Annotated in this window: 10 protein-coding genes and 1 pseudogene; 9 read left to right on the top strand and 2 right to left on the bottom strand. The window is 44.2% G+C overall.

All coding sequences use genetic code 11. The features are described from left to right. Positions 1–183: 183 nt before the first annotated feature. The 3 genes from licT (at position 184) to IGJ26_RS10895 (ending at position 4,452) form a co-directional block, all read left to right on the top strand. A complete protein-coding gene (gene licT, locus IGJ26_RS10905; protein ID WP_005234912.1) occupies positions 184–1,020 on the top strand; it encodes a BglG family transcription antiterminator LicT in 837 nt (278 codons plus the stop codon). A gap of 116 nt (positions 1,021–1,136) precedes the next feature. After that, entirely contained in the window at positions 1,137–3,008 is a 1,872-nt protein-coding gene (locus tag IGJ26_RS10900; RefSeq protein WP_086296966.1) for a beta-glucoside-specific PTS transporter subunit IIABC, read from the top strand. Positions 3,009–3,024: 16 nt separating this feature from the next. After that, the gene (locus tag IGJ26_RS10895; protein ID WP_086296957.1) at positions 3,025–4,452 is read left to right on the top strand and encodes a 6-phospho-beta-glucosidase; all 1,428 of its coding nucleotides are present in this window, start codon (positions 3,025–3,027) and stop codon (positions 4,450–4,452) included. Positions 4,453–4,558: 106 nt separating this feature from the next. Here the strand turns inward: IGJ26_RS10895 and IGJ26_RS10890 are convergent, their stop codons facing one another. Both IGJ26_RS10890 and IGJ26_RS10885 read right to left on the bottom strand, forming a co-directional pair. Continuing rightward, on the bottom strand, positions 4,559–6,262 hold the full coding sequence (locus tag IGJ26_RS10890) for a sensor histidine kinase (RefSeq protein WP_430599613.1): 1,704 nt from the start codon (positions 6,260–6,262) through the stop codon (positions 4,559–4,561). Beyond that, on the bottom strand, positions 6,259–7,782 hold the full coding sequence (locus tag IGJ26_RS10885; protein WP_086332547.1) for a response regulator transcription factor: 1,524 nt from the start codon (positions 7,780–7,782) through the stop codon (positions 6,259–6,261). Before IGJ26_RS10885 ends, IGJ26_RS10890 begins: the two co-directional genes overlap by 4 nt. Before the next feature lie 168 nt (positions 7,783–7,950). On the opposite strand from IGJ26_RS10885, the gene IGJ26_RS10880 reads away from it, so the two are divergent. From IGJ26_RS10880 to IGJ26_RS10855, 6 genes and pseudogenes are all read left to right on the top strand, one after another. Continuing rightward, positions 7,951–9,240, top strand: coding sequence for an ABC transporter substrate-binding protein (locus tag IGJ26_RS10880; protein ID WP_005234924.1), 1,290 nt, complete (start codon positions 7,951–7,953; stop codon positions 9,238–9,240). Between the two features lie 61 nt (positions 9,241–9,301). Further along, positions 9,302–10,177 (top strand): carbohydrate ABC transporter permease, encoded by an 876-nt coding sequence (locus IGJ26_RS10875; protein ID WP_005225588.1) that lies wholly within the window; start codon positions 9,302–9,304, stop codon positions 10,175–10,177. Between the two features lie 2 nt (positions 10,178–10,179). Next, a pseudogene (locus tag IGJ26_RS10870) lies at positions 10,180–10,995 on the top strand (carbohydrate ABC transporter permease); the annotation flags it as partial. A gap of 40 nt (positions 10,996–11,035) precedes the next feature. Beyond that, on the top strand, positions 11,036–13,228 hold the full coding sequence (locus tag IGJ26_RS10865) for an alpha-galactosidase (protein WP_194188375.1): 2,193 nt from the start codon (positions 11,036–11,038) through the stop codon (positions 13,226–13,228). Between the two features lie 190 nt (positions 13,229–13,418). Further along, complete coding sequence (locus IGJ26_RS10860; protein WP_008378829.1) at positions 13,419–13,697, top strand: (4Fe-4S)-binding protein; 279 nt, start codon at positions 13,419–13,421, stop codon at positions 13,695–13,697. Further along, the gene (locus tag IGJ26_RS10855; RefSeq protein ID WP_005234932.1) at positions 13,685–13,957 is read left to right on the top strand and encodes a GNAT family N-acetyltransferase; all 273 of its coding nucleotides are present in this window, start codon (positions 13,685–13,687) and stop codon (positions 13,955–13,957) included. Before IGJ26_RS10860 ends, IGJ26_RS10855 begins: the two co-directional genes overlap by 13 nt. Positions 13,958–13,978 lie beyond the last annotated feature (21 nt).

Below are 13,978 nucleotides of genomic sequence, written 5' to 3'. Positions count from 1 at the left end.
AGCGTTCTGCCAAAGAGTCAAATGGCAGCAGCGCTGTTTTCTGCTTTTAAACAAGCGGTTGAAAATCCCCATTGACGAGTGATTTTTCTCATGCTACACTGGCTCTGAGGATTGTTACCGCTTTAGGCGGGCTATACCTATTTTTTTGTGTGAAGAAATCTAAAGAAGAATAGGGTCGTTAAAATGAACGTAACAAAAGTGATCAATAACAACATTGTGATTTCTGAGAATGAGGAAAAACAAGAATTGGTCGTCATGGGCAAAGGCTTAGGCTTTAAGAAAAAGCCGGGCGATGCGATCGACGATACCAAGATTGAAAAAGTCTATCTCAGTACACAAGAGTGGAATGTCACAAAACTAACCCAATTACTTTCTTCTATCCCTATCGAACATATTCAAGCAGCGAATGAGATCATCAGTTTTGCAAAAGTTTCCCTTGGGAAAAAGTTGAGCGAAAAATTGTTTCTGACGCTGACCGATCATATCAATTATGCTATCGAGCGCTATCAAAACGGCATGGAAATTAAAAATGCCTTGCTATGGGAGATCAAGCGGTTTTATAACCATGAATACCTCATTGGCAAAGAAGCGTTATCGATCATTAAAAATCGCTTGGCGATCGAGCTGCCGGAAGATGAAGCCGGCTTCATTGCTCTGCACATTGTCAATGCTGAGTTGGATATGGCGCAGGTCAGTCAAGTATCGGAAATGGCGAAGATCATTCAGCATATCCTAAACATCGTCAAATATCATTTTTCAATGGAGCTTGATGAGTATTCATTGAACTACGAACGCTTTGTGACCCATTTGAAATTTTTTGTCCAGCGCTTATTCAGCGGTACAAAGCTCGATGATGCAGGAACCGGCAGTTTTATTTTTATGTTGAAAGACCGCTACATGAAGGAATATGCGTGTGCGTTGAAAATCAGTGACTACATCAACAAAGAATTCGGTAGACCGTTAGAAGAAGACGAATTGATCTATTTAACTATACACATCAAACGAATAACAAGTGCTTAGGATTGTTACTGGATTGGCAGGCTATACCTAAATGAACTCCCAAGGGGTTTGTTTAGGTATTTTTTTATGGTTTGACACACAAAAAACAAGCGAAAGACCAAAATAGGAGGAACGACATGAATTACAAAGAGTTAGCAAAAACGATCATCACCAATGTTGGTGGGGAAGAAAATATCCAAAGCTTGACCCATTGTGCGACACGCTTGCGCTTCAACTTGAAAGATGATAGCAAACCCCAAGAAAGTACTTTAAAACATACACCAGGGATCATGGGTGTGGTCAATAAAGGTGGGCAATACCAAGTAATCATCGGCAGTGATGTTGGCAATGTCTACAACGAAATCACTGCCCAAACCAATTTAAACAGTGACCAAGAAACAGCAGAAGACGATCGCGGACGTGTTGCGAAAGTCATCGATACGATCACCGGGATCTTCACTCCAATATTACCAGCCATCACGGCAGCTGGGATGCTAAAAGCGGTTCTTTCATTGCTAGTGGTCTTCAATGTCTTGACGGCAGAGAGTCAAAGTTACCAAATATTAAACTTTATGGCGGATGCGGCGTTCTACTTCTTGCCGATTTTGCTGGCTGCTTCTTCTGCACAAAAATTCAAAGCCAATATGTATTTAGCTATGATGGTAGGGGGGATTTTACTCCATCCGAACTTTATCGCGATGGTGACAGCAGTCAATGAGGCAGGCGGCGGCATCCATTTATTCGGCTTGCCGATTTCACCAGTGAGTTATTCATCATCGGTTATCCCAATCATCTTGAGTGTTTGGTTTATGTCTTACGTTGAACCGATCGCCGATAAAGTCTCGCCAAAAGCAATCAAATTCTTCAGCAAACCGTTGCTAACGATCTTCGTCGTAGGGACAGTAGCATTAGTTGCTTTAGGCCCTCTAGGCTACATGATCAGTGAAGCGATCTCTACAGGGATCCAAGCCTTAGAAACGGTTAGCCCATGGATCGTTCCATTACTGATTGGCGCCTTCACACCATTGTTCGTGGCAACTGGTACCCATTATGGGTTAGTGCCTATCGGAATCAATAATCGAATGACTGCCGGATACGACACAGTGATCTATCCTGGCATGCTGGCTTCAAACGTCAGTCAGGGAGCTGCAGCTATCGGCGTTGGTTTTAAATCAAAAGATTCTACGATCAAACAACTGGCATTTTCTGCTGGTCTGACTGGGCTATTCGGCATTACTGAACCGGCGTTGTATGGGGTCAATTTGCGGTTTAAAACACCCTTGTATGCAGCAATGATCGGTGGCGGATTTGGTGGTCTATTTATGGGAATCATGCGTGTCCGCAATTTCTCAGGCGGATCACCAGGCCTGTTGACTTTGCCAAGCTATATCGGCGATGACACCTTACGTCATTTGACCAATGCTTGTATCGGTGCGGCAATCAGTATCGTGATCACATTTATTGCGACATTATTCTTATACAAAGACCCTGTCACAGAAGAAGCACCTGAAGCAACACCGACAGACAAAGCGCAAGAACCCGCACATCAAATCAGCGGCGCAGAGATCAAAGCACCTTTAAAAGGGGAACTAAAAAGCTTGCAAGCAGTCAATGACGGCATGTTTTCGGAAGAGATTCTTGGCCAAGGGGTAGCGATTGAGCCAACCGTCGGAGAAGTGCTAGCTCCAGTAAACGGGACTGTCACAGCAGTCTTTGATTCAAAACATGCTATTGGCTTGACCAGTGAGGAAGGCATTGAACTATTGATCCACGTGGGGATCGATACAGTGCAATTAAATGGTGAAGGCTATGCCTATCAAGTAGAAAAAGGGCAAAAAGTGACAGTCGGGGATCCATTGATTACGTTTGATATTGAATTTATTAAAGAAAAAGGCTATCCAGTAATCACGCCGATCGTTATCACCAACAGTACTGAAGTGGGGGACATTTTGACGGCTAACAGTGGCCCGATTACGTTTGGCGATCAAATCATCAAAGTGATCGGCTAAAAAAGGAGAATAAGACATGGGATTTCCAGAAAACTTTTTATGGGGTGGTGCAACAGCCGCCAATCAATGTGAAGGCGGGTTTAATCAAGGCGGGCGTGGGCTTGCCAATGTCGATGTAATTCCGACTGGCAAGGACCGCCGAGCAGTTATTACCGGCAAGCGTGAGATGCTTGCTTTTGAAGAAGGGTATTTCTATCCAGCCAAAGAAGCGATCGATATGTACCATCATTTCAAAGAAGATATCGCCTTGTTTGCGGAGATGGGCTTTAAAACCTATCGTTTATCGATTGCTTGGTCAAGAATTTTTCCGAAGGGGGATGAAGAAACCCCTAATGAAGAAGGCTTGCGCTTTTATGAAGAACTTTTTTTAGAGTGCCGTAAATACCAAATCGAACCCTTGGTGACGATCACGCATTTTGACTGTCCGATCCATTTGATCAAAGAATATGGCGGTTGGCGCAACCGTAAGATGATCACCTTTTATGAAAACCTTTGTCGAGCGATCTTCACTCGATACAAAGGATTGGTGAAGTACTGGCTGACCTTTAACGAAATTAATATGATTTTGCATGCCCCATTTCTCGGTGCTGGGCTGACCTTTGCTGAAGGCGAAAATGAAGAACAAATTAAATACCAAGCTGCTCATCATGAATTAGTCGCAAGTGCGTTGGCAACAAAAATCGCCCACGAGATCGATCCAGAAAATAAAGTTGGCTGTATGCTGGCTGCGGCTAGTTATTATCCTTACAGCTGCAATCCGAAAGATGTCTGGGAAAGCAAAAAAAGCGATCGCGGCAACTATTTCTTTATCGATGTGCAATCGCGAGGAGAATATCCAAATTATGGTTTGAAGATGCTAGCTGATAAAGGAATCACTTTGGAACGAACCGCCGAAGATGCGGCTTTATTAAAAGCCCATACCGTCGATTTTATTTCCTTTTCATACTATGCCTCTCGGGTTGCTGCTTCAGAAGATTCCGGTGTTGAGAAAACGGAAGGCAACTTGTTCCCGACCATTAAAAACCCGTATTTAGAAGCGTCAGAATGGGGCTGGCAGATTGATCCGCTTGGTTTGCGAATCACGATGAATGATCTCTATGATCGTTACCAAAAGCCGCTTTTCATCGTCGAAAACGGTCTAGGAGCGGTGGATACGCCAAACGAAGATGGAAAAATCAATGATGTGTATCGCATCGACTATCTACGTGCGCATATCGCTGCGATGAAAGAAGCGATTGACCAAGACGGTGTGGAACTGTTGGGCTATACTTCATGGGGCTGTATCGATTTGGTTTCTGCAGGAACCGGAGAAATGAAGAAACGCTATGGCTATATCTATGTCGATCGCGACAATGAAGGCAATGGCACATTAGCCCGCAGCAAAAAGCAATCCTTTTATTGGTACAAAAAAGTGATTGCCTCAAATGGGGAAGACTTGGCTTAAGCCAGTTAACTAACGATTATCATTAAGGAAAGAAACGCCAGCGGAACAGAACTGCTCATGGAAGCAGCCTGGTTCTGTTGGCGTTTTTCTTATTTAACGAAAGAAATTATTCTGCTTCCTCCCGCTGGATCGGCAGCAGCAAGCGAACGGTGGTTCCTTCGTTGATGCGTGATTCTACAGTCAATCCGTATTTTTCCCCATAGAGCAGCTTGATACGCTGATCAATATTGTCTAAGCCAATACCCGAATAGTGTTCAAAGTGGTTCGCGGAGCTGGTTGGGTGCTCTTCATTGAACCCGATGCCCGTATCGATGATCTCAATTTTCAGGCCTTCCTTACTGACACGAGAAAAAATCTGGATCAATCCTGAATCCTCTTCGGGAAAGGCATGCAGGTAGGCATTTTCGATAATCGGTTGCAAAATCATTTTCGGTACGAGAATATTTTCACAGCCATCTTCTGAAAAAATCGTCGATTGGATGCGATTGCCATAACGCACGTTCATTAAAACGAGGTATTCTTCCACGATCGCTAGTTCATCTTTTAAAGGGACGATCTCTTTGCGGTTAAAGGTATGCCGCAACAATTGGACAAAACTTTCAATCGCTTGGGTGGCGGCCTCTTGTTCGTTTTGCCAGATTAAAAACTTGATAGCGGTCAAGGTGTTGTAGACAAAATGCGGTTGGATCTGCATTTGCAGTGAACGAATCTCGAACTTGCGTTTTTCGGCTTCTGTGACCATTAAATGATCGACATAAGATTCCAAGTCCTCCAGCATCAAGTTATAGGCACGCCCCAATTCTCGCGTTTCATACGTCCCGTTGATGGTGACCTTGTCGCTGAAATCGCCTTGAGTGACCGCCGGCAGCTTGGCAATCAGCTGATAAATCGGTTGGGTGATGTTGCGGATGATCCAAAATGCCAGCAGACTAAAGAGTAAAATACTGACGACAGAAATCAAAAGAGCTGGCTTGATCAGATTCATATTGCGTACCAGATGCGATTCATCCAAGACATCGTAAAAAGTAAAGTGATACGAATAAAGGGGCAGCTGATTGATGCTAGTATCTCTTTTGACCGTGACGAGATGATTTTCAAACGGCTTGCCTAAAAGGCTCGGATCAGAAGTGGAGAGAATTTGATTTTGTTCATTGACGATATAGATCGAGTGAAGACTGGTATCTAAGAGTTGACGATAAATTGAAGAAAAATCGGATTCCTTTAAGAAAATCAGGGCATAGCCGAAAATCGTTTCTTCTTTCATTAATTTGCGCACGTACATCAAGCCAGGGGAGTCGCTGGTGGAGGTACTTAAGCCTTGGTCCAAGAAATAATACTGACTGATGGCGTCATTGTCATTGATTTGCTGGATAAAGGTACTGGCGAGAAAATCATCCACCGATTGATTGCGAACCGCATCGTTTTGGAAAAAAGTACCCCCGTTGACCCCAATCAACACTAAATTTGAGGGGATGTCTTGAAACAAAGAGCGGGTGTCTTTTAATTGCTCGTTTAATTCTAAAATCGTACGGCCTTGATTCATGTCGCCTTCTAAGTATGTTTCAACGGCTTTGCTTTCATCGACGATGTCAAAAATCCGATGGATATTCTCGTTCAGACGCTCATAATCTTCTTGGATTTTTTCCAGTAGCAGCTGATTGGAGCTTTGGTACGAAGCAACATAGGCATCTTTCGAGCGACCATAGATCACGACGACGGTTAGCAGACATACACTAATGACCCCGACGACAACAAAGAGGAAGATCCGACTGAATAATTCATTTTTCTGAATCCATTGGTTGATTTTCATAATTGATTCAACCGCCGATACTTCGATGGGGTGACCTGACATTCTTTCTTAAAGATACGAGAAAAATAGCTGATATCCGAATACCCGACCGCTTCACTGATTTCAGATAGATTCAGATCAGATTGTGTCAGCAGTTCTTTGGCTTTATCCAAACGGGTTTTCTTAACGTACTCAGAAAAGCTCATTTTCAGTTTTGCAGAAAGAAAAGCCGAAAGATAGGTGTAACTAAAATGAAAGGTTTCAGCCAGTTCAGACAAAGACAGACTTTTGGTGTAGTTGTCTTGAATAAAGCGCTGGATCGCAACGAGTAGATCATCTTCATCCAGCGGTGATAAGGTCGTCAGCTGTTGACGAATATCATCGATGGTCGCCAACAATAAATCAGAAAAATCTTCCAAATACTGCACGTGACCGATAGCATGCAAAAATTCAGCTTTTAAGCGGCTAAAGCGGGGAGCAGTGGGAAATTCTTCTTCCAAGCGGGAGAGTAACGTGTAAAAAATACTGCTGGCCTGCTGTTTTAAAAATGTCGGATCGACATTGGATAAAATCATGTCATTAAAATATTCCTCGATTCTGGTGATTCCTAGCAAAAAGTTGTTGTCTAACAAAGCCCGTAAGAACTTCTTAGTATCAAAGCGATCACTTTCGATGTACAAAAAGAGTTCGTGTTCTTGCACCAACCGTTGGCGTTTATAAAAAAACGATTGTCCTTGGCTTTTGGCTTTAAGGGTCACAAAATGATCCCGTAACTGCTCAATCTTTCGAAAGGGCACACTGAAAGTAAAGAAGGCATCTGGCTCGGTAAAACGCAATTGCTCCAACGTTTCTTTCAAGGAGGAATAAACATCCGTTCCTTCTGGATAACTGATCACTAAGCCGGCATCTTTATTACTGGTTTGAAAAAAGAGCGTCTTTACCTGCGGTTGTGATTGAGTAAATTCTGTCAACGCATGTAGCAGCTGATTATTGGCACGAAAGCCGCTAAAATTGGTGGTCAAAATTTGGGCTTGCTGTTGCGGCTGACCCAATGCAAGAGAGTCCGCTAAAGGAGCCAACGGTTCTTCATACCCTGCTAAATAGCGATTCAACGATTCTTGCAGCTGCGTTTCCTCAGTCACGGAGCCTTTTGTATGTGACAGCTTTTGTGAGATGTTGTGCAGCGTCTTCAACAAGAGTGTCGGTGTCAGTGTCGGTTTTAAAAGATAATCTATGGCACCATTTCTAAAAGACTGACTGACGTATTGGAAATCATCGTAGCTGCTCAAGACCAAAAAATGGACTTCTGGATATTGTTGTTGAATGATCGTTGTGAGTTGAAGACCATCCATTTGTGGCATTTTCAAATCCGTGATCACGATGTCGGGATTTAGCTCATGGATCAGCGCCAATGCTTCTTGCCCGTTCGCTGCATCGCCTAAGAGACGGAACCCTTCTTGCTCCCAACGTATCATATGTTTCAATCCATCTCGGATCGTTGCCTCATCATCAACGACTAAGACCGTGCGTAAAATAGTCATGGTATCCCCCCTATATCTCTTCTTTATTATAAACGCTTTCAAAAAAGAAAGGTATTGTAACTTTTTTCTATTTTTGGACAAATTTAGTAAGCTCTTTCATAATCGTTGAATACGGTTACAAAATCAGTGTATAGTTAGCCTTGTAAATAAAAGGAAAGAGGGATAAAAATGAAAAAACTACTTGCATCGATGGTAACGGCGGCTGCAGTGCTGACTTTGGCGGCTTGCGGAAACAGCAACACAAGCTCTGGGGATTCCGGCGAGTCCTCAAACAAAGTCACGGTCTGGGCATGGGATGAGACCTTCAACATCAAGGCAGTCAATGAAGCCAAAAAAGTGTATGAAAATCAAGATGTCGATGTGGAAGTTGTGACGATGTCGCAAGATGATATCGTCCAAAAATTAAATACTAGTCTGGCATCAGGAAATACGGACGGACTGCCAAATATCGTCTTGATCGAAGACTACCGCATCCAAGGGTACCTTTCTTCTTATCCAGATGCGTTTAGTGATCTAACGGATATCGTGAATGAGGAGGATTTCTCCAGCTATAAATTTGCGGTCAATAAAGTCGACGATGTCATTTATGGGGTGCCATTTGACAGTGGCGTCGCAGGACTATTTTACCGCACAGATTATTTGACCGATGCAGGCTATGAGCAAGCGGATCTCCAAGATATTACCTGGGATGATTTTATCAGCATTGCCAAAGATGTCAAAGAAAAAACGGGTCACGCTATGATGTCGTTAGACCCAAGCGATCTTGGCTTGGCACGAATCATTATGCAATCGGCAGGCGAATGGTATACCGGTGAAGATGGCTCCACCGTGACCATCAAAGACAATGAATCCTTCAAAGCCGGTCTAACTGTCTTGGCAACATTGTTGAATGAAGGCTTAGTTGAACAAGTTTCCGATTGGGATGGCGGGGTCAATGCTGTTCAATCGGGGAATGTTGCGTCTGCGCCAACCGGTGCGTGGTATTCTAGCACAATTCAAGGCGCTGAAGATCAAAGCGGCAAATGGGCGATCGCTCCGATCCCATCCATCGCTGGCGATAGCAATTCAGTCAATGCTTCCAGCATCGGCGGAGCAGGCTGGTACGTGATCAAAGGGGTTGACGGCGAAGAAAATGCCAAAGACTTTTTAGCCAATACCTTTGCTTCAAACAAAGAATTGATGGGTACATTAGCTACCGAGATCGGTTTGGTTTCAACCATGAATGCTGCAGAAGAAACGGAAGAATATACGTCGGGTCTTGATTTCTATGGCGGTCAAAAAGTCTTCCAAGATTTCTCACAATGGTCACAAGAAATTCCAGCCGTGAACTACGGCAATCACACCTATGCCATTGAATCCGTCTTGACTGAAAGCTTGCAACGAGTGATCAACGGTGAAGACATCGATAAAGTATTAGAAGAAGCACAATCACAAGTGGAAGCACAAATTGCAAACTAATCGAACAACTTTGCAGAAACTCGTGAGCGATCGCGAGTTTCTGTGTTAAGGGGGAATTACAATGAAAAACAAAACAAAAAATTGGTTTGCAAACGGCAATGCCTTTATTACCTTACCCGTCATTTTGATCACGATGCTGGTCTTTATCCCGATGGTCTCGGCATTGTTCACGTCATTCCAATCAGGACCACCGACAGCGATGACCTTTAACGGTCTTGGCAACTATCAGCGGATGTTGAGCGACTCAACCTTTAAAAAAGCCTTTGGCAATACGTTTTTATACTTATTAGTCCAAGTTCCGATCATGCTCTTTTTGGCGCTGATCGTATCGAACATATTGAATGACAAAAAATTGAAATTTAAAGGGCTGTTCCGCACCGCCTTGTTTTTACCATGTATCACATCTTTGGTCTCTTATTCCTTGATCATGAAAAGTCTCTTTTCGGCAAACGGGTTAGTCAATAACTTTTTGACGCAGCTACATCTGATCGATGCGCCGATCCAATGGTTGACAGATCCTTTTTGGGCAAAAGTACTGATTATTTTTGCCATCACGTGGCGTTGGACCGGCTACAATATGATCTTTTTCATCTCAGGCATGCAGAATATCGATCCAAGTATTTATGAAGCGGCAGAGATCGATGGCGCTTCAAAATGGGATCAATTCTTCAAAATCACGATTCCCAACTTGCGTCCAATCATCCTATTTACCACGATCACTTCAACGATCGGTACGCTGCAATTATTCGATGAAGTTCAAAATATTACTGGCGGTGGACCAGCCAATGCTACGACGACCTTGTCACAATACATCTACAATTTAAGTTACAAATTCACGCCAAACTTTGGGTATGCCGCTGCGGTCTCCTTTGTCATTGTGATCGCGATCGTGATTTTATCGATCATCCAAACGAAAATAGGAGGAAAAGAAAATTGAAAACAATCTCACTCACTTTAAAATACGTCTTTCTGGCGATTTTGGCTTTCATCTCTATTTTTCCATTTGTTTGGATGATTCTAGGGATGACCAATCAAACCTTTGATATCGTTGCCGGGAAAATCATGATTGGGGATCAATTGGTGATCAACTTCCAAAATCTTTTTTCTTCCGATTTGAATTTTACTCGGGCATTAGGCAATTCCGCAGTGATTGCCGTGATTACGACCGTCTTTGCGCTGTTGTTCTCCTCCATGGCAGGGTATGGCTTTGAGATTTATCGAACGAAAACCAAAGACCGCATCTTTAATATTCTACTGCTGTCGATGATGGTGCCTTTTGCCGCGCTAATGATCCCGCTCTATCGGATGTTCAGCAAGCTTAGCGGCACACCAATCGGGATCAATACCTTCGCTGTCGTGATTTTGCCCTCGGTCTGTACCGCCTTTTTGATTTTCTTTTTCCGCCAAAACATCAAGGCATTCCCTAGAGAATTAGTCGAAGCTGCTCGGATCGATGGCTTGAATGAACTGAGTATTTTCTTTAGAGTCTACATGCCAACGGCTAAAAATACTTATGCAGCTGCCGCGATCATTACGTTTATGGGCAGCTGGAACAATTATTTGTGGCCATTAGTTGCCTTGCAATCACCAGACAAACGGACCGTTCCACTTGTTCTTTCGGCTATGGGTGCTTCTTATACACCTGATTATGGCATGATGATGTGCGGCATTGTGATCGCCACACTGCCAACGGCCATCATTTTCTTCGTTTTACAAAAACAATTTGTCCAAGGTATGCTGGGATCCGTGAAATAAACGGAGTATCAGCGAACAATTATAAAGTAGAGGGTACGATATGATTCTTTTTGACAAACAATTAAACGTCTTTCATTTAAGCAACGATCAAATCAGCTATCTCATACAAATAGAAGAAGGGGGCAATGTGGCACACCTTTATTTTGGAAAAAAAATCGCTCATTATTCTGGCGGCTATCGTTATCCACGTCTTGATCGGTCCTTTTCGCCCAATCCCCCAGACAGCAGCGACCGGCTTTTCTCATTAGACACCTTGATGATGGAATTTCCTGGCAACGGCTTCGGAGATTTTCGAGAAGCAGCTTATAGGATTCGCCAGTCTAACGGTAGCCGAGTCAGCCATTTTGTCTTTAGTGATTACCAGATTCAACAAGGCAAACCCGCCCTAGCAGGATTGCCTCAGACACATGGTGCCGACGACTGGATCGAAACACTGATTCTGTCCTTAAAAGATGATGTGGCGGGACTCGAACTGCAGCTGTTTTACACGATTTTCGAGGATGCGGCAGTGATCGTCCGCTCAAGTAAAATAATCAACCACGGAATCCAACCTGTTACGATCGAGCAGCTGGCGAGTCAAGCGCTCGATTTTCCTAACCGTCCCTTTGATTTGATCCACTTGCCGGGGGTATGGGCGAAAGAACGCCAAGTCACCCGAGAACCAATCAATCGCGGCATCAAGCGTTTGGACAGCAAGCGTGGTTCCAGTAGCCATCAGCAAAATCCCTTTGCCGTCATACTGGAACCTAATGCTACGGAGTTTGCTGGGGAGTGTTTTGGTTTTAGTTTGCTGTATAGTGGCAACCATGAAATTATCATCGAAAAAGATCCTTACCATCAGACTCGTGTGATCATGGGGATCAACAGCCATCAATTTGCCTGGCAATTGCCGCCAACTGAAAGCTTTCAAGCCCCAGAAGCCGTGATTGCTTATAGTGAGGCTGGCTTGAACCAGCTGTCAGCCACCTATCATGACTTTTATGATGAGCATTTGATTCGGGGCAAATACAAAAAGCAAGAACGGCCGATCCTGATCAATAACTGGGAAGCAACGTACTTTGATTTCAATGAAGAAAAACTGGATGCCCTCGTTGATGAAGCGAAGGAGCTGGGAATCGAACTGTTTGTTTTGGATGACGGCTGGTTTGGTCAGCGAGAAGATGACCAAACCTCATTAGGCGATTGGTTTGAAAACGAAGGCAAGCTAGCTTCTGGCTTGGCAGGATTTTCCCAAAAAGTCCATGACAAAGGGCTGCAATTCGGGCTTTGGCTGGAACCAGAAATGGTTTCGGGCGACAGTGAACTGAACCGACAACACCCCGATTGGCTGTTACAAGTACCAAATCGCAAGCCAGCGCTTAGCCGCAGTCAGTATGTGTTGGACTTTTCTCGGCAAGATGTCAGAGACCATCTCTATCAGCAATTATCCCAACTGTTTGATACGGTTGCCATCGACTATATCAAATGGGACATGAACCGCAGTCTGTCGGATGTCTATTCCTTGCTCCTCGATCCTGCCCAGCAAGGGGAGGTCGCGCATCGCTATCTGCTGGGCTTGTATGAGTTCCTAGAGAAACTGACCACTGCCTATCCGACGATCCTGTTTGAAGGCTGTTCTGGCGGTGGCGGGCGCTTTGATGCCGGTTTCTTGTATTATATGCCGCAGATTTGGACCAGCGACAACACCGACGCCATCGCCCGCTTGAAGATCCAGTACGGAACCAGTCTGGCCTATCCGCCATCCACCATGGGGGCACATGTCTCAGCGATCCCGAACCATCAGACCCAACGGGCAACGGATCTAGCGATTCGCGGCAATGCTGCGATGTCTGGCTTGCTGGGCTATGAGCTTGACTTAACACAGCTGACAGAAGAAGAAAAAGCGCAAATCAAAGAACAAATCACTTTTTATAAAAAACATCGGCGCCTGCTGCAGTTGGGCCGCTTTGTTCGACTGCTCAGCCCTTATGAAGGCAATGACGCCGCCTGGCTGTATGTTTCTCCAGATAAAAAAGAAGCGATCGTCTTTTACTTCCGAGTCTTAGCCGAAGCCTCTGCACCATTGGTTACTTTAAAGCTGGCTGGCTTAGATCCTGACCTTACCTATCAAAGTGGGGGAGAGAGCTTCGGTGGCGATGAATTGATGCAACTCGGGTTGTATATCGATCCTCATTTAGCCGGGGATTATGCCACGCAGCGGTTTCATTTTGTTGCAAAAGCGCCTCACGAATAAAAAAAGCGTCCTGTCAAAGTAGCAAGTTTTGACGGGGCGCTTTATTGTGTTAACGCAAGCTTTTATCTAATGATCGGCAACTGAGAGGCTATTTTAGAACAAATGATTTATTTTTTTCTCGAGAAGTCGTATGATGAAGGAGGAGGCAGGCAGTTTGCTTCTGACAATCAGTAAGAGGAGGGTGTTCAACATGGACGAACAGCCACTAGCGAATGAAACAGAAGAAGGGTTGATTGCTGCAGGATATCGGAAGTATCGTGGTGAAGCGATCGATATTTATTACAACAAAGAGATCTGCACCCACAGCGGTAATTGTGTGCGGGGCAATCCCGCCATTTTTGAAGTTGGACGGCGTCCCTGGGTGATTCCTGATAATGGGGAAGCAGCCCAAGCGGCACAAGTGATCCATACCTGTCCAAGCGGTGCATTAAAGTATGTGTTAAAGGAGGAACAATCATGGAAATCTTAGAAGAAAATGCTCGATTTGTGTTAAAAGACGGTGATAAAGAAATTGGTGAAATGACGTGGTCAAAAGCCGGTGAAACGCGTATGATCATTGATCATACCTTTGTCGATCCTGCTTATCGGGGACAAGGACTCGCCGAAAAATTAGTGGCAAAAGGGGTGGAAAAAGCCCGCAAAGAACAAAAGAAAATCATTCCTTTGTGTCCCTTTGCCAAAAAAGAATTTGAACGCAAACCAGAATATGCCGATGTTTGGAACCAATAAATCAACCAAAACAACCCCACC

The sequence above is a fragment of the Enterococcus sp. AZ095a genome (assembly GCF_050546735.1).
In the GTDB taxonomy this organism is placed as follows: Bacteria; Bacillota; Bacilli; order Lactobacillales; family Enterococcaceae; genus Enterococcus_D; species Enterococcus_D entomosocium.
The sequence above is the reverse complement of the archived record's forward strand: the minus strand, read 5'-3'. Positions and strand labels throughout refer to the sequence as shown.